At 67.5% G+C, this 16,528-nt stretch carries 14 protein-coding genes and 1 tRNA gene; 7 read left to right on the forward strand and 8 right to left on the reverse strand.

Features of this window, described 5'->3' with window-relative positions; all coding sequences use genetic code 11:
* Positions 1 to 6: 6 nt before the first annotated feature.
* The 4 genes from EH199_RS00385 to EH199_RS00400 all read left to right on the forward strand — a co-directional run bounded on the left by EH199_RS00385 (position 7) and on the right by EH199_RS00400 (position 4,662).
* The gene (locus EH199_RS00385) at positions 7 to 654 is read left to right on the forward strand and encodes an FABP family protein (RefSeq protein WP_124807312.1); all 648 of its coding nucleotides are present in this window, start codon (positions 7 to 9) and stop codon (positions 652 to 654) included.
* A 41-nt stretch (positions 655 to 695) separates the two neighbouring features.
* On the forward strand, positions 696 to 1,814 hold the full coding sequence (locus EH199_RS00390) for an NAD(P)-dependent alcohol dehydrogenase (protein ID WP_124807313.1): 1,119 nt from the start codon (positions 696 to 698) through the stop codon (positions 1,812 to 1,814).
* A 10-nt stretch (positions 1,815 to 1,824) separates the two neighbouring features.
* Entirely contained in the window at positions 1,825 to 2,703 is an 879-nt protein-coding gene (locus EH199_RS00395) for a LysR family transcriptional regulator (RefSeq protein WP_124807314.1), read from the forward strand.
* Positions 2,704 to 2,865: 162 nt separating this feature from the next.
* A complete protein-coding gene (locus tag EH199_RS00400; RefSeq protein WP_124807315.1) occupies positions 2,866 to 4,662 on the forward strand; it encodes a DEAD/DEAH box helicase in 1,797 nt (598 codons plus the stop codon).
* A gap of 23 nt (positions 4,663 to 4,685) precedes the next feature.
* Here EH199_RS00400 and EH199_RS24910 read toward each other — a convergent pair whose 3' ends face one another.
* Complete coding sequence (locus EH199_RS24910; protein WP_255352114.1) at positions 4,686 to 4,817, reverse strand: hypothetical protein; 132 nt, start codon at positions 4,815 to 4,817, stop codon at positions 4,686 to 4,688.
* A 110-nt stretch (positions 4,818 to 4,927) separates the two neighbouring features.
* Positions 4,928 to 6,313 (reverse strand): carotenoid oxygenase family protein, encoded by a 1,386-nt coding sequence (locus EH199_RS00405; RefSeq protein WP_124807316.1) that lies wholly within the window; start codon positions 6,311 to 6,313, stop codon positions 4,928 to 4,930.
* 29 nt (positions 6,314 to 6,342) lie between these two features.
* On the opposite strand from EH199_RS00405, the gene EH199_RS00410 reads away from it, so the two are divergent.
* A complete protein-coding gene (locus EH199_RS00410; protein WP_223806389.1) occupies positions 6,343 to 6,915 on the forward strand; it encodes a TetR/AcrR family transcriptional regulator in 573 nt (190 codons plus the stop codon).
* Positions 6,916 to 6,919: 4 nt separating this feature from the next.
* Here EH199_RS00410 and EH199_RS00415 read toward each other — a convergent pair whose 3' ends face one another.
* Positions 6,920 to 7,540 (reverse strand): TetR/AcrR family transcriptional regulator, encoded by a 621-nt coding sequence (locus EH199_RS00415; protein WP_124807317.1) that lies wholly within the window; start codon positions 7,538 to 7,540, stop codon positions 6,920 to 6,922.
* Positions 7,541 to 7,617: 77 nt separating this feature from the next.
* Between EH199_RS00415 and EH199_RS00420 the strand changes: the two genes are divergently transcribed.
* Positions 7,618 to 9,651: an NADPH-dependent 2,4-dienoyl-CoA reductase gene (locus EH199_RS00420; RefSeq protein WP_124807318.1), complete on the forward strand. Its 2,034-nt coding sequence runs from the start codon at positions 7,618 to 7,620 to the stop codon at positions 9,649 to 9,651.
* A gap of 61 nt (positions 9,652 to 9,712) precedes the next feature.
* Here EH199_RS00420 and EH199_RS00425 read toward each other — a convergent pair.
* Both EH199_RS00425 and EH199_RS00430 read right to left on the reverse strand, forming a co-directional pair.
* Positions 9,713 to 9,787, reverse strand: a tRNA-Asn gene (locus EH199_RS00425).
* A gap of 77 nt (positions 9,788 to 9,864) precedes the next feature.
* Complete coding sequence (locus tag EH199_RS00430) at positions 9,865 to 10,644, reverse strand: NAD kinase (RefSeq protein ID WP_124807319.1); 780 nt, start codon at positions 10,642 to 10,644, stop codon at positions 9,865 to 9,867.
* 128 nt (positions 10,645 to 10,772) lie between these two features.
* On the opposite strand from EH199_RS00430, the gene EH199_RS00435 reads away from it, so the two are divergent.
* A complete protein-coding gene (locus EH199_RS00435) occupies positions 10,773 to 12,068 on the forward strand; it encodes a bifunctional diguanylate cyclase/phosphodiesterase (RefSeq protein WP_124807320.1) in 1,296 nt (431 codons plus the stop codon).
* 9 nt (positions 12,069 to 12,077) lie between these two features.
* Here the strand turns inward: EH199_RS00435 and mfd are convergent, their stop codons facing one another.
* The 3 genes from mfd to EH199_RS00450 all read right to left on the reverse strand — a co-directional run bounded on the left by mfd (position 12,078) and on the right by EH199_RS00450 (position 16,491).
* Positions 12,078 to 15,587 carry a transcription-repair coupling factor gene (gene mfd, locus EH199_RS00440; RefSeq protein WP_124807321.1) on the reverse strand — a complete coding sequence of 1,170 codons (3,510 nt, stop codon included), beginning with the start codon at positions 15,585 to 15,587 and terminating at the stop codon, positions 12,078 to 12,080.
* 31 nt (positions 15,588 to 15,618) lie between these two features.
* On the reverse strand, positions 15,619 to 15,885 hold the full coding sequence (locus tag EH199_RS00445) for a succinate dehydrogenase assembly factor 2 (protein ID WP_124807322.1): 267 nt from the start codon (positions 15,883 to 15,885) through the stop codon (positions 15,619 to 15,621).
* A gap of 201 nt (positions 15,886 to 16,086) precedes the next feature.
* Positions 16,087 to 16,491 (reverse strand): host attachment protein, encoded by a 405-nt coding sequence (locus tag EH199_RS00450; RefSeq protein ID WP_124807323.1) that lies wholly within the window; start codon positions 16,489 to 16,491, stop codon positions 16,087 to 16,089.
* Positions 16,492 to 16,528: the final 37 nt, after the last annotated feature.

A 16,528-nucleotide genomic window follows, 5' to 3' on the forward strand; every position in this document is an offset into this window, starting at 1 on the left:
AGACGCATGGCCATTCCCGATGACATCTTTACCGAACCCGAAGACGTCGATCCTGACGCGCTGGCCAATCTGGGGCCGTTGCGCCATCTGGCCGGCATCTGGGAAGGGCGCGGTGGCATCGACATCGCGCCGAAGGCCGACGGTCCAGAACGGCGCGCCTATTACGAGCGGATCGAGATGCAGCCGATCGATCCGCAGGCCAATGGCCCCCAGCTGCTCTACGGGCTGCGCTATCACCAGCACATCAACACCGTGGAGGAGGACATCACCTTCCACGACCAGGTGGGGTTCTGGCTGTGGGAACCGGCTACCGGCCTGATCATGCAGACGCTGGCCATTCCGCGCGGGCAGATCGCCATGGCTTCGGGCCACGCCGGAAAGGACGATACGCACCTTTCGCTCTCCGCGGAACGGGGCAGAACCGACTATGGCATCTGTTCGACGACCTTTCTGGAAGAGGCGTTCCGCACCGATCGTTACCAGATCGACGTGACCTTCAACGCCGACGGATCATGGAGCTACATCAGCGACACCACGCTGGTGGTACGCGGCAAGGAGCCGTTCGCGCACCGCGACCGCAACAAGCTGGTCAAGGTGGGCGAGGCCGATCTCAACCCGTGGCTGAGCATCATTCGGGGTGGCGCAAAGCCATGACAGGCGAAGCCGGATAAGCGGAAACGGATAACGGAGGGGATATGACCGTATCGGCGAAAGTAGCCGTCTGCCGGGGCAAGGACGCCCCGTTCACGATTGAGGACGCCACGCTGGACGCGCTGCGGCCTGACGAACTGCGCGTGCGGATCGTGGCCTGCGGCGTGTGCCACACCGATCTGGCGGTGCGCGACGGGCAACTGCCCGTGCCGCTGCCGATCGTGCTGGGCCACGAAGGGGCTGGGATCGTCGAAGCCGTTGGCAGTGCGGTCACCGCCGCGAAACCGGGCGACCGCGTGCTGATGAGCTTCAACAGCTGCGGCGATTGCCCCAGTTGCGCGGTCGAGGCGCCGACCTATTGCTACAACTTCTTTCCGCACAACTGGTCCGGTACGCGGGCGGACGGTTCGCCGACGCTCTTTCGCGATGGTGCGCCGCTCCACGCCAATTTCTTTGGCCAGTCGAGCTTTGCCACCCATGCCATCGCGCACCAGCGCAACGTGGTGGTCGTGCCCGAAAGCGCCGCCGCGATCCCGCTGGAAAGACTGGCCCCGCTGGGCTGCGGTCTGATGACCGGGGCGGGCGCCGTGCTGCGCAGCATGAAGGTGCGCGCCGGTATGCCGGTCGCGGTGTTCGGCACGGGCACGGTCGGCATCGCCGCGATCATGGCGGCGCGGATCGCCGGGGCCAATCCGATCTTCGCGATCGACATCAACGACGATCGCCTGGCGCTGGCCCGCGAACTGGGCGCGACGCACACGGTGAATGCGCGCGACGATGTGGCCGCCGCGATCCGCGCGGCCTGCCCGGCCGGGCTTGGCTATGCCCTCGACACGACCGGCATCGCCCGGGTGATTGAAGGAGCGTTCGATCTGTTGGCGCCCAAGGGCAAGCTGGCGATGGTCGGCGCATCCGGCCCCGAGGCGACGCTTGCCTTCAACGAAACGGCGTTCATGGGGCAGGGGCGCACCGTGATGGGCGTGCTGGGCGGCGACAGCGACATCGGTCCGTTCCTGCACGAACTGATCGATTTGCACGTTGCCGGCCGTTTTCCGTTCGAGCGCCTGATCGGCTATTTCGATTTCGACGCCATCGACGCGGCGGTGCACGCCAGCGAGACCGGCAGCGTGGTCAAGCCGGTGCTGCGCATCACGCCTGAATAGCGGCCGCTGCATGACGCTCGAACAGTTGCGCATTTTCGTCGCCGTTGCCGAAACGCTGAACATGCGCGCGGCGGCGGAGCGCCTGCATCTGACGCAGCCCGCGGTCAGCGCCGCCATCGCCGCGCTGGAGGAACGCCACGCCACGCGCCTGTTCGATCGCGTGGGGCGCGGGCTGGAACTGAACGATGCGGGCCGCGCCTTCCTGCCCGAAGCGCGCGCGGTGCTGGCGCAGGCGGCCGATGCGCTGGGCGTGCTGGACGATCTGGCCGGGCTGAAGCGGGGCGATCTGCGCATCGCCGCCAGCCAGACGGTCGCGACGTACTGGCTGCCCTGCCGCATGGCCACCTTTGCCGCCGCACACCCCGGAGTCACGCTGCATCTCGAAGTCGGCAACACCGCGCAGGCGGTGGCGGCGCTGCTGGCGGGCGCTGCCGATCTCGGCTTCGTCGAGGGCGGGGTGGACGAAGATATTCTTGCCGTCGAGCGGATCGGTGGGGACCGCCTCGCGCTCTATGCAGCGCCTGCACACCCGCTCGCCGGCCGCCCGCTCGCGCGCGAGGACATCGCGACCGCGTGCTGGGTGCTGCGCGAGCAGGGATCGGGCACGCGCAACCACCTGGAGCACAGCCTGCACGCGCGGTTCGGCCTGACGCTGGCCGATCTCGACGTGCGGCTGGAGCTTCCTTCCAACGGCGCGGTGCTGGAAGCGCTGGGCGCGGGCGGATTGGTGACGGCGGTATCCGATCTGGCCGCCGGGCCACGCGTGGCGGCGGGCCTTGTCCGCGAACTCGATTGCGCGCTGGTCGAGCGCGATTTCCTGCTGCTGCGGCATCGCGCACGGCGCGTCAGCCGCGCGGCACAAGCATTCCTCGATACGGCACGGAATTGATCCGTTGGCAGAACGCCGGGTGCCTGCGGCTTGAAATACGCGGTTTTGATTGACTTTCGTGCCCGGCCACCTACCGCGCGCTTTCATACCCAGTTCATCCGGCGGATCGTTAGAGCACGTCGCCCGCGGACTGCTCCCAATCCAGCTGAGAAGCCCTGTTCCATGCCGTTTTCGACACTTCCTGAATCCGTTGCCGCCGCGCTTGCCGAGCGTGGCTATCAGGCGCCCACCCCTGTGCAGGCAGCGGTGCTGGAGCCGGAGGCGCAGGGGCGCGACCTGCTCGTGTCCGCACAAACCGGTTCCGGCAAGACCGTGGCGTTCGGCGTCGCCATGGCGGAAGACCTGCTCGCCGCCCGCGGGATTCCCGATGGCGCGAAGGCGCCGCGCGCGCTGGTGATCGCCCCCACGCGCGAACTGGCGCTGCAGGTCAGCAAGGAACTCGCCTGGCTGTTCGGCAAGGCGGGGCTGCGCATTGTCACCTGCGTCGGCGGGATGGACCCGGTGCGCGAACGGCGCGCGCTGTTCCAGGGCGCGGACATCGTCGTCGGTACGCCCGGCCGTCTGCGCGATCATCTGGAGCGCGGCGCGCTCGACCTCTCTGCCGCCGCCTTCGCGGTGCTCGACGAAGCGGACGAGATGCTCGACATGGGCTTCCGCGACGATCTTGAGGAACTGCTCGACGCCACGCCCGAAGGCCGCCGCACCTTCCTGTTTTCGGCGACGATGCCCAAGCCGATCCAGGCGCTGGCCAAGCGCTATCAGCGCGATGCCTTGCGCGTCTCGACGATCGACGAACGGCAGGGCCATGGCGACATCGCCTACGAGGTGGTGACCGTTTCGCCGGCCGACATCGAACACGCTGTCATCAACCTGCTGCGTTTCCACGAAGCGGAAACGGCGATGCTGTTCTGCGCCACGCGCGACAACGTGCGCCATCTTCACGCGACGCTGGTCGAACGCGGCTTCGCCGCCGTGGCGCTTTCGGGCGAGCACAGCCAGAACGAGCGCAACCATGCACTTCAGGCGCTGCGCGATGGCCGCGCGCGGGTCTGCGTGGCGACCGACGTGGCCGCGCGGGGCATCGATGTCGCCACGCTCAGCCTGGTGATCCACGTGGAGGTGCCGCGCGATGCCGAAGTGCTGCAGCACCGTTCCGGTCGTACCGGGCGGGCCGGGCGCAAGGGCACGGCCGTGCTGATCGTGCCCTATCCGCGCCGTCGCCGGGTGGAGGGCATGTTGCGCGCCGCGCGTATTTCCGCCGACTGGATCGCGGTGCCCGATGCCGAGGTGATCCGCCAGCGCGACCGCGAACGCCTGCTCGAAATTCTCACGCAACCGGTGGAAGCGAGCGAGGCCGATCTCGCGCTGGCCGGCGAACTGCTGTCCCGCCGCGACGCGATCGAGATTGCCGCCGCGCTGGTGCAGGCGCACCGCAAGGCGATGCCCGAGCCCGAGGAATTGATCGACATCTCCACGCGCGAAGGGAAGCCGGAGCGGGGCAAGGAGCATCACCGCGAAGGCTTCGACGATATCGTATGGTTCCGCATGGACATCGGCCGCCGCCAGAACGCCGATCCGCGCTGGATCCTGCCGCTGCTGTGCCGGCGCGGGCACATCACCCGCAACGAGGTGGGCGCGATCCGCATCGCCGCCAACGAGACCTGGTTCCAGATTCCTCGAACGCTGGAAGCGCGCTTCGTCGCGGCGGTGAAGCGCACCGCGCGCGAGGATGCCGGCGATGAGAGCGGCGTCACGATCGAACTGGCGGCCGAGCCGCCGCGCGATACCGCCCGGCGCAACGCGCGCCAGCAGCGGGGTGGCCCCAACGATGGACCCAACGACAGGCCCCGTCCGAACGGCCCGCGCGGCAATCACGGCGCGCCCAAACCGCATCGGCCAGGCGGCCCAGGCTCCGAAAAGCGCCCGCACCGCAAGGGCAAACCGGCGCACGCGCGTTAGGATCACGCGCTCGGGCTGTGTTCTCAGCCCGGCGTGACCAGCGGCGCCAGCGCGATGACCGCGCCGGTCAGGGCAATCAGCCCGCCAATGGCAAGCTGCGCGGGGGGCACGATCTGCCGCACGGGCAAGGCGATGGCGTTTTCGATCTGTTTCATGCGTTCATGATGGGGTTGGCCGCTGCGAAAGTCTCGCGGATTTCCCCGATCACTGTGATCCACGATCCTGCTGGCGCTTTTACAAGGCGAAATCTCCGCGTGCGGTGATGTCAGCCCGGCACCCAGTTGCCGTGGAAGCCTGCCGGCACGCGATGCGGCAGGTGGACCACGCCCACTGGCGGTTCCTCGAAGCGCATCGCGTCCAGCACCACGAAGTCGGTGGTGTCGTTCGCCATGTCGACAACGAAGCCCACCAGCCAGCCTTCGCCCTCCGCCGCGTCTTCCGATGCGGGGACGAACACGAATTCGCCGGGATGCCGGCGCGGACCGAAATCGTGGACCTGCCGCGTGCCTTCCACCAGATCGTGCCGGAACAGCCGGGTATCACCGATGAATTCCGCCGCCGGATCGGTGGGCACGGCCATGGCATAGGCATAGCGATAGGGTTGGCCGAAGCGGCGTTCGTCGGGACGGGGGAATTCCTGCGGGGTAGCGTCGATCGTGGCGATCGCCACCGTCCCGGTCACGGGATCGATCGTCCAGCGCTCCAGCCCGCGGGCCGCGCCGTCCGGGCCGACGGCTTCCGGGCCGAACATCGTGCCATAGGCGCAGACATCCATGATCACCGCGCCGTCCGCCCGGTCGTAGGCGTTGGCGACGTGAAACACGCTGCATGGCTCCACGTCGCACCAGATCACGTCCGACGCCGCGCCGGTTCGCGGCAGCAAGCCCACGCGCGCGCGGTGCTGCGGGTTCCAGCGGTAGGGGAAGGGCTTGCCCGCCATCGCCGCTGGCAGCGAGAAGGTCACGGGCAGGTCCAGAATCACCACGTAGCGCGCGGTGATCGCGCAATCGTGGATCATCGGGCCGTGTTCAACCGGGATCGCCAGTTCGCGCGTCACCTTGCCGTGAGCATCGACGACGACATGGCGGACTTCACCCGGATTATGCGCGCTGTAGCAGATCGCGTGGTTCTCTCCGGTCAGCGGGTCGAGATGCGGGTGCGCGGTGTAGGAGCCGAGCAGCGTGCCGCTGAAGGCATCGTACTGCTGCTCGCCCAGCGTGGGACCAAGCTTCACCGGATAGCTGCCGGCTTCGACCAGCGCGTAAGTCTGTCCGCCGATCGCAAGGACATTGGTGTTCACGGTGTCGAACAGGTTGCGCGGGCCGGGGGCCTTGGGCACGCCAAGCGCCTCGGCCACCCGTTCCGACCGGATCCAGCGGTTGCGATACCACTGCGCCCTGCCGTTCGCGAGTTTTAGCCCGTGGACCATGCCATCGCCGGAGAACCAGTGATAATTGGCCGGATCGGGTGCAATCGGGTTGGGGCCGATGCGCAGGTAGCAGCCGTCGAGCGCGGCGGGGATCGTGCCGTCCACGGCGAGGTCGGTGATCGTGTGTTCCGCCGTCATCGGGCGGTGGATGCCGGAAAGGAAGGGATGGTCGGAAACGGGAACGGGGGCACAGGCCAGTTCCTCGTCGATTTTGGTGGCCATGATCGTCTCCCTATGTTTACGGTGTGAACATGACGAATAATGATAACAGTGTCAACATGGATCGGAAGTACCACCACGGCGATCTGCGCGCGGCACTGATCGAGGCGGGCCTGCGCTTGCTTGAAACGCGCGCGGCGGACGATCTCTCGCTGCGAGAAGTGGCGCGCGCCGTGGGGGTCAGCGCGACCTCCGTCTATCGCCATTTCCCCGACAAGGCTGCCCTTCTGGCGGCGCTCGCGTCGGACGGGCTGGAGCGGCTCGGCGCGGCGCAACGGCAGGCGGCTGTGGCAGCGGGCGGCGGAGCGGCCGGCTTTGCCGCGACGGGGCGGGCTTACGTCCGCTTCGCGCTGGCGAACCCGGCGCTGTTCCGCATGATCTTCACGTCGGCTCCGCCGTCGGCCGATCATGTCGATGGCACCGACGCGATGGCGTTCCTGCGGGCCAACGCCGCACAGGCGGCGGGCGCCGCGCCGGACAGTCGCGCGGCCGAGGTTCGTTCGATCTGGGCGTGGAGCCTGGTCCACGGGCTTGCCATGCTGATGCTCGACGGACAGGTGCCGGCGGACGAGTCTCTGGTTGACGAGGTCGTTGCCCTAGGCTGACGGGCTACCCTTCCGACTGCCGGGATAGGAGGGGGCGGGCGCCGCGCGTGATGAGGCGCGCCGCTTCGTGCCGCATCCGTTCGAACCCCGGCGCGTCGCCCAGTTTGTTCGCCATGTGGAGCACGATCAGCCCGTGCAGCGCCGCCCAGTAGGACTGCGCGATTGCGTCGGGATCGCCTTCCAGCAGTCCTTCGGCCACCATGTCGCGCACGTAGCCTGTCATCGTCATCCGCGAACGCGCTTCGGCGCGGCGCAGGTCGTCGGTGCGTTCGCTGTCGGGCTGGTTGTAGGCGAAGATGAGCTGATACGCCGCCGGCTCGGCAAAGGCGAAGGCGACATAGGCGTCGCCGATCGCGCGCGAGCGCTGCCACGGATCGTCCGCACTGGCATAGGCGGCCTCGATCCGGTCCGAAAAGCGGTCGTGCGCGGCGGCGCGCGCGGCGGCGAGCAGTTCGCCCTTGCTGGCGAAATAGCGGTAAAGCGAGGCCGCCGTCCAGCCTATCTCCGTCGCGATCGAGCGCAGCGAGGTGCCGTCGATGCCCCGCGTGGCGATCTGGCGTTCGGTGGTGCGCAAGATGCGTTCGCGCACCGCACCAACCTGTTCCTCTGTCAACGATACGGCCATGGCCCTTGCGATACTAAACGACGTTTATTATGCAATTGCTAAACAGTGTTTAGCAATGATCCGGGAGGAAGGATTCCATGAACGCACCTGTCCGCTATCCGCACGTGTTCTCCGAGCTGGCGATCGGCCCGCATCGGCTCAAGAACCGGATCATCATGGGATCGATGCACACCGGCCTGGAAGACGTGCCGGATGCCGCCGAACGGCTTGCCGCCTATTTCGTCGACCGCGTGAAGGGGGGAGTCGGCACTATCATCACCGGCGGCATTGCGCCGCACGTCACGGGCGGCGTCGGCGCGAAACTATCCGAACCGTCCGAAGTACCGCTGCACCGGCACGTAACCGACGCCGTCCACGCGGCCGATCCCGACGTGAAGATCTGCATGCAGATCCTCCATACTGGCCCGTTGGCCCATACCCCGGATTGCGTCGCGCCATCGCCGGTAAAGTCGCGCATCGGCGCCTATGTCCCGCGCGAACTGGATGACGCGGGGATCGAGGAGATGATCGCCGCGTTCGCCAATTGCGCGAAGCTGGCGCGGGAAGCAGGCTACGACGGCGCCGAGATCATCGGTTCGGCCGGCTACCTGATCTCCACCTTCCTCGTCGAAAAGACCAACCAGCGCACCGATCGCTGGGGCGGTTCGTGGGAAAACCGGATGCGCTTTCCGCTGGAAGTGGTGCGGCGTGTGCGCGTGGCGGTTGGCCCGGACTTTCTGCTGATCTTCCGTATCTCCGCCATGGACATGCTCCAGGGCGGACTGGCGTGGGACGAGGTCGTCTCGCTGGCGAAGGCGCTGGAAGCCGAAGGCGTCGACGTCATCAGCACCCATTTCTGCTGGCATGAAAGCTTCGTGCCCACGATCGCGACGATGGTGCCGCGCGCGGCCTTCACGCAGGTGACCGGGCGGCTGCGCAAGGAATTGTCGATCCCGCTCATCACCAGCAACCGCATCAACATGCCCGATGTGGCGGAAGCCGTCCTTGCGCGGGGGGATGCCGATCTCGTTTCGATGGCGCGGCCGATGCTGGCCGATCCCGATCTGGTCAACAAGGCGCGCGAAGGGCGCGAGGACGAGATCAACACCTGCATCGGCTGCAACCAGGCCTGCCTTGACCATACCTTCACCCGCCAGCTGACCTCATGCCTCGTCAACGCACGGGCCTGCCGCGAAACGGAGATCGTGATGCGCCCGGCGCAGCCGCGCAAGCGAATCGCGGTGGTCGGCGCGGGGCCGGCCGGCCTCGCCTTCTCGACGCTCGCGGCGGAACGCGGGCACGACGTCACTCTGTTCGATGCGGCGGATGAAATCGGCGGGCAGTTCAATCTCGCCAAGCGCATCCCCGGCAAGGAGGAGTTCCACGAGACCCTGCGCTATTTTCGCCGGATGATCGATGTGCACGGGGTCACGCTGAAACTGGGTACGCGCGTCGATGCCGCGATGCTGGCGGACGGCGGCTTCGACGAGATCGTGATCGCCACGGGTATAGCGCCGCGCCGGCCCGATCTGCACGGCATCGATCATCCCAAGGCCGTGCGTTACATCGATGTGATCGCGGGCGCGGCACAGGTCGGCCGCAAGGTGGCGATCATGGGGGCGGGCGGCATCGGCTTCGACGTGGCGGAGCTGATCACCCACCAGGGCACGTCCGCCGCGCTTGATATCGATGTGTTCGCCCGCGAATGGGGCATCGATTTCCGCAACCATCCGCGTGGCGGCGTGACCGGGGTGGAACCGGCAGTGGCGCGCAACGATCGCGAGGTCACGCTGATGCAGCGCAAGGCGACCACCGTGGGCAAGGGTCTGGGCCGCACCACGGGCTGGACCCATCGTCTTACGCTTCAGCGCCGGGGCGTGCGCATGGTCGGCGGCGTCGAATACCTGCGCATCGACGATGCCGGGCTGCACACGCTGGTCGAAGGGCAGCCGGTGTTGTTCGATGTCGATACCGTGATCGTATGCGCCGGCCAGGAACCGGCGCGCGGATTGCACGATGACCTGGCGGCGGCGGGCATCCGCTCGCACCTTGTCGGTGGCGCCTGTGAAGCGGCGGAGCTCGATGCCAAGCGCGCGATCCGGCAAGCGACCGAATTGGCAATGGAGGTGTAAACGCGGTTTGTGTGGCTTCGCTGTTTCTCCCTTCCGGCGCTCTGGCGCGAGGAAGGGGAAGTGGCTCCCTGAGTAGGATTCGAACCTACGGCCGCTCGATTAACAGTCGAGAGCTCTACCGCTGAGCTATCAGGGAGCAGCCCCGGTTGCCCGGGGCAGGAGCGCGCTAATAGCAGGCGATCCCGGTTTTGCAAGCGCTCGATTGATGTTTTTTCAGGCGAGAAACTGCTCCGCGAAAATTCGCTCGTCGAGCGATCGGCCCCGGTCGAACAGCAGGGTCAACTGGTGTTCGGGCCAGGCGCGCACCTCTACGTGGGCCACGTCGCGCAGTTCCTTCTGGTCGGCCACCACGGCCACCGGGCGCTTCACGGATTCGAGTACGCGGAACGAAATCCGGGCGCTGTCGGGCAGGATCGCGCCGCGCCAGCGGCGGGGCCGGAACGGGCTGATCGGGGTAAGCGCCAGCATGTTCGAGCCAAGCGGCAGGATCGGGCCGTTGGCGGAAAGGTTGTAGGCGGTGGAGCCGGCGGGCGTGGCCACCAGCACGCCGTCGCACGCCAGTTCCTGCATCCGTACCTTGCCGTTCACGGTCACTTCCAGCTTCGCGGTCTGGCGCGTTTCGCGCAACAGCGAGACTTCGTTGATGGCGCAGAATTCGTGTTCGGTACCGGCGTTGGTGATCGCCTTCGTCTTCAGCGGCGATACGGCGATGCGGCGCGCGCGGGCGATGCGTTCCTCCAGCGGGCGGCTGCTCTTGTAGCGGTTCATCAGGAAGCCGACGGTGCCCAGGTTCATGCCATAGGCCGGAACGACGCGGCCGGTATCGAGCATGTGATGCAGCGTCTGGAGCATGAAGCCATCGCCGCCAAGCACGACGACCGTGTCCGCTTCCTCGAAGGGCACCCATTCGCACAGCGCGCGCAGATCGCGTTCGGCTTCCTGAGCGCGGTCGGTAGGCGACGCGCAAAGCGCGAGTCGAGCGGATTCCGACATTGGTCCTCGATCCCCGGTTTCTCTCGCTGCGCGTGATATGGAGCGCGGCCTCTTGTTGCAATGCAAAACGGACGGGTCGCCGCAGGATCGGAACGGTTTGGCAAGATTGTTCGGGCACAAGCCGGGCAATGGACGCTTTTCCCAAACCGCTTCCCGCGCCGGTCGACGATCGCGACATGCTGACCGGACTGCCCGGCGTCGATGCCGCCTGCGCGTGGCTTGATCGCACGGGGCAAGATGGCTTTGCCCAGGCCATGCTGGTGGGCCTGCACCGGTTCCAGTCGGTGAACCTGGCCTATGGCAAGGCGGCGGGCGATCGCGTGCTGGCGGAGATCGCGCGGCGGATCGTTGATTTCGCGCGCGAGGAACTGGGGGCGCAGAGCTTCGTCGCGCGGATGGGCGGCGGCGAGTTCCTGGTGGCTTCCACCGTCGCCGCCAGCCGGGAGCGTTGGCAATGGCAGGCCGAAGCCCTGGCGCGGTCGATCGCGCGGCCGATCCCGCTGGCCGGCGACCAGTTGCGGCTCGCCCCGCGCACGGCGCTGCTGCGCGGGCAGCCGGGCGAACGCGGCGCACCGATGCTCGACCGGCTCGATCAGGCGCTGCTCAGCCTGCAACGCGGGGCGGGGCGACGCATCCTTTGGGCGGATGGCTCCCACGCAGTGCGTGGCCGCAGCGCCGCGCGGCTGGAGGCGGACCTTATCGGCGCGCTCGACCGGTCGGAGATATCGCTGCTGTTCCAGCCGCAGTTCACCGTGGCCGATGGCCGCCTGATCGGCGCGGAGGCGCTGGCGCGCTGGCGCCATCCGGAACTCGGACTCGTCGGCGCCGAAACGCTGTTCGCGATCGCCGAGAGGGGCGATCACATCAGCCAGCTGTCGCACCACATCGCCGAACGCGCGCTGGCCGAGGCGGCGGACTGGCCGGACGACTTGCGCCTCTCGCTCAACGTCACGGCCGAGGACTTCGCGGTGGGCGACCTCGCCGCCGCGATGCGCGCGCTTGTCGCCTCATCGGGCTTTCCGGCGGAACGGCTGACGCTGGAGATCACCGAACAGACGCTGATCGCCGACTTCGAGGCCTGCGCCGAAACGCTGCGCGAACTGGCCGGGATGGGCATGCGCGTCGCGCTGGATGACTTCGGCACCGGCTTCGCCAATTTCCGCACGCTGCGCGCGCTGCCGCTCGATGCGCTGAAGCTCGATCAGTCGCTGGTGCGCGATATCGCGCTGGACCCGCGCGACCGGGCGATCCTGCGCGCGATCGTGGCGATGGCCCGCGCGCTTGATCTGAAGGTCGTGGCCGAAGGCGTGGAAGACGCGGCGCAACTGGCGGTGCTCAACGAGGAAGACTGCGCTGTGTTTCAGGGCTTCCTGCGCTCCGGCCCGGTCGATGGCGCGGCACTGGTGGCCATGGCCCGCGACTGACGCAGGGCTTCAGCCCTTCGCGGCGCGCCGGGCGATGGCGGACAGGCCCTTGGTCAGTTGCACCAACCCATTCAGCCGCGCTTCGGCGTTGCCCCATGCGCGCGAAATCACCAGCTTCATGTCCGGCCGCAGCTTGGCCGTGCCCTTCAGCCGTTCGACATAGGCGACAAGGCCAGTCGGATCGGGGAAGCTGTCGTTGTGGAACGAGACGAGCGCGCCCTTCTGGCCGACGTCGATCTTGGCGATCTGCGCCGCGATCGCCTGCCGCTTGATCTCGATCAGCTTGAGCAGGTTCTGCGTGGGGCCGGGCAGGGGGCCGAAGCGGTCGATCATTTCGGCCGCCAATGCTTCCACCGCGTCCGCGCCCTCGGCATCGTTCATGCGGCGATAGAGCGCCATGCGCACCGCCAGATCGGGCACGTAGTCCTCGGGGATCATGATCGGCGCATCGACCGTGATCTGCGGGGAGAGCGCCTCGCGTTCGCGCGCCAGGCCGATGTCCCCCGCCTTGGCGGCCAGGATCGCGTCTTCCAGCATCGACTGGTAGAGTTCGAAGCCCACTTCCTTGATATGGCCCGATTGCTCGTCGCCCAGCAGGTTGCCCGCGCCGCGCAGGTCCAGATCGTGGCTGGCGAGCTGGAAGCCGGCGCCGAGCGAATCGAGATCGCCCAGTACCTTCAGCCGCTTTTCCGCGACTTCGGACAGCGCCATGTCCTCGGGATAAGTGAGATAGGCATAGGCGCGCAGCTTGCCGCGCCCCACCCGGCCACGAAGCTGGTACAGCTGCGCCAGTCCGAAGCGGTCGGCGCGGTGCAGGACGATGGTGTTGGCGCTTGGAATGTCGATCCCGCTTTCGACGATGGTGGTCGAAAGCAGCACTTCGTACTTCTTTTCGTAGAACGCGCCCATCCGGTCCTCGACCTCGGTCGGGCTCATCTGGCCGTGCGCGGTGACGAAGCGGATCTCGGGCACGTTCAGCCGCAGCCACTCCTCCAGCTCGGGCATGTCGGCGATGCGCGGCACCACGATGAAGCTCTGCCCGCCGCGCTGGTGTTCGCGCATCAGCGCCTCGCGCATCACCACGTCGTCCCACGGCATCACATAGGTCCGCACGGCCAGGCGATCGACCGGCGGGGTCTGGATCGTGGACAGTTCGCGCAGGCCCGACATTGCCATCTGCAGGGTACGTGGGATGGGCGTGGCGGTCAGCGTCAGAACGTGGACGTCGGTCTTCAGCTCCTTGAGCTTTTCCTTGTGGCCCACGCCGAAGCGCTGTTCCTCGTCCACGATCACCAGGCCCAGCCGCTTGAACTGCACCTGCTTGGACAGCAGCGCGTGGGTGCCGATCACGATATCGGTCGTGCCGTCTGCCAGCCCGGCGCGGGTCTCGCGCGCTTCCTTTTCGGGAACGAGGCGCGAAAGGCGGCCGATGTTGAGCGGGAAGCCGGAAAAGCGTTCGACGAAATTGGCATAGTGCTGGCGCGCCAGCAGCGTGGTCGGCGCGATCACGGCGACCTGCTTGCCCGCCATCGCCGCGACGAAGGCGGCGCGCAGCGCGACTTCGGTCTTGCCGAAGCCCACGTCGCCGCAGACCAGCCGGTCCATCGGCTTGCCTTCCACTAGATCGCCCAGCACGTCGTCGATGGCGCGTTCCTGGTCCTCGGTCTCGTCCCACGGGAAGCGGTCGACGAAGGGACCGTAGCTGGCGGGATCGGTCGGCAGCACGTCCGCCTGCCGCAGGGCGCGCGCCGCAGCGGTGGCCATCAGCTGCCCGGCCATCTCCAGAATGCGCTCGCGCATCCGCGCCTTGCGCCGCTGCCACGCCTCGCCGCCCAGCTTGTCGAGCGCGACGCCGTCGCTTTCATTGCCATAGCGCGAAAGGACGTCGAGGTTCTCGACCGGGATATAGAGCTTGTCACCGCCGGCGTAAGTGAGCTGGACGCAATCGTGCGGGCTGTCGCCCACCTTGATCGCTTCCAGCCCCTCATAGCGGCCGATGCCGTGGTCCATGTGGACCACCAGATCGCCGGGGTTGAGCGCGGACAGTTCGGCCAGGAACGCGTCGGCGTCCTTGCGCTTTTTCTTGCGGCGCACGAGCCGGTCGCCGAGGATGTCCTGCTCGGTCAGCAGCTCCAGTTCGGCGTTGGCGAAGCCCTGCTCCAGCGGCAGCACCACGGCGACGGGGCGGCCGGAGGCGGCAATGCCCAGCGCTTCCTGCCAGCTTTCCGCCAGCGCGGGCGGCGCCTTGCCGGCTTCGCCCAGCAGCGAGGCCAGACGCGCGCGCGATCCGGCGGTATAGGCGGCGATGACCGGCTTCAGCCCGCGCGTGCCCAGCGCGGCCACGTGCTTCGCCGCCGCCTCGTAGATGTTGCCGCTCGATGCCGCGCCCGCTTGACCAGAGCTAGCCTGCGCCCGTTCCGGGGTGAAATCGCGCGAGCTAGAAAAGCCGAAATCGACGACCTGCCCCGATTCCGGTTCGGCAAAGATCGAGGTGCGGTGCACCGGCCAGCCGGCCAGCGCGCGGTCGAACTCGTCGCGCGTCAGGTACAGCGCGTCCTCGGCCAGCGGGCGATAGGTGCCGGGGCTGCGCTGCGCGCTATCGATCCGCGCCTGGTGGTAGTCGGCGATGTCGGCCAGCCGCGTTTCCGCCGCCTTGGCCGCCGCGCCGTCGATCAGCACCAGATCATCGTCGCCCAGATGATCGAACAGCGTGACCAGCCGGTCTTCGAACAGCGGCAGCCAGTGCTCCATGCCGGCCAGCCGCCGGCCTTCGCTGACCGCCTGATAGAGCGGATCGCCGGTGGCGTTGGCGCCGAACAGTTCGCGATAGCGCCCGCGAAAACGCTTGATGCTGTCCTCGTCGAGCAGCGCCTCGCTGGCGGGCAGCAGCAGGTGCGTTTCCACCGGCTGCACACTGCGCTGCGTGTTCGGATCGAACAGCCGCAGCGTTTCCAGCTCGTCGCCGAAGAAATCGAGCCGCAGCCCGTGGTCGAGCCCGCTCGGGAAAATGTCGAAGATCGATCCGCGCACGGCATACTCGCCGGCATCGACGACCGTATCGGTGCGCGAATAGCCCTGCCGCTGGAGCAGCGCGATCAGGCTTTCGCGCCCGATCTCTACGCCCGGCGTCAACAGGCGGGTGGATTCGCGGATGCGGAAAGGCGTCAGCGCGCGTTGCAGGACGGCGTTGATCGTGGTGACGATCAGCTGCGGCCCGCCGCGTTTCTGCTGTAACTTCTGCAATGCCGCCAGCCGCCGCGCGCTGACCGAGAGCGCGGGGGAGGCACGGTCGAATGGCAGGCAGTCCCACGCCGGGTATTCGACGACTTCAAGGTCGGGCGCGAAAAAAGGTGCGCTTTCGGCGATCGCGCGCATCGCCGCGTCGTCCGGCGCGATGAACACCGCGCGGCCCTTCGCCGCGCGCGCCAGATCGCCCAGCACCAGCGGCTGCGCCCCGCGCGCGACCGAGGCGAGCGTCAGCGGAACGGTGGCGGAAAGGATGCGGTTCAGATCGGGCATGGAAGAGCAGCGGCGCTAGGGGAAGAGCGGATCAGCGCGGAATGTCGACGTAGTCGAGCTTGCGCATGGCTTCCATCATGGGGCCGGCGTATTCGTCGGGAATGATCTGCGTGCCCAGCGCCCAGGCCATGATGTCCACGTCGTCCTCATCGATCAGGCGCTCGAACAGGGCGATTTCGGTTTCGCTCCAGCTGGCGTGGAAGCGATCGAAGAAGCAGCCGATCATGTAATCGGCCTCGCGCGTGCCGCGATGCCAGGCGCGGAACTGCAGGCGGCGGAGGCGGGCGTCGTCAGTCATGATGCGGGCGGTTAGGCCATCGTCGCGCAGGACTCAAGCGCGGCCGGCGTTTTGAGCGCCGTATTCGGCCAATGCTGGAAAAGAATCCCGGCGATCGAAGCATGTTCGCGCACGAAAGCACCCGGCGGCGTCCTTCCCCCATACCGCCGGGTGCCACACGGGTCCTCGCCCCCGTGATCTGTAAGGGTGCGAATGTGGGCTTCAGCGGGCGCGCAGCGCCGCCAGGATGTCGCCCGGCTGCCTGCCGATCAGGTCTTTCGACAATTCGCCCGTCAGAACCTGCCGGGTCTGGGGCGAATAGTGGTGGCGCAGTTCGCCCAGCGTACGCGGTGCGGCGATTACCACGGCGTGTTCGATCTGACGGCTGGCTACTTTGGCGTTGAGCCATGCGGCGACGGCGGCAGCGTGGGCGTCCTCGTCCAACTGGTGGCCCGAAGGATTGCCGGAACTGGAACCGTGCCGGGTGCCGGAGCCGTGATTCTGCTCCACCAGATGCGGCACGGGCAGGGCAGTGAGCTCCGGCGCGGCCTCGTTCCCGGCGTTGCGGTAAATCTCCCATGCCTTGCCATCGGCAAGCACGATCACGGCACCATGGGGAAGCAGCATTGGTTTTCGACTCCCTTTTGTTATCGGGAGTGAACAA

It is taken from the genome of Novosphingobium sp. LASN5T (assembly GCF_003856955.1).
Lineage (GTDB): Bacteria > Pseudomonadota > Alphaproteobacteria > Sphingomonadales > Sphingomonadaceae > Novosphingobium.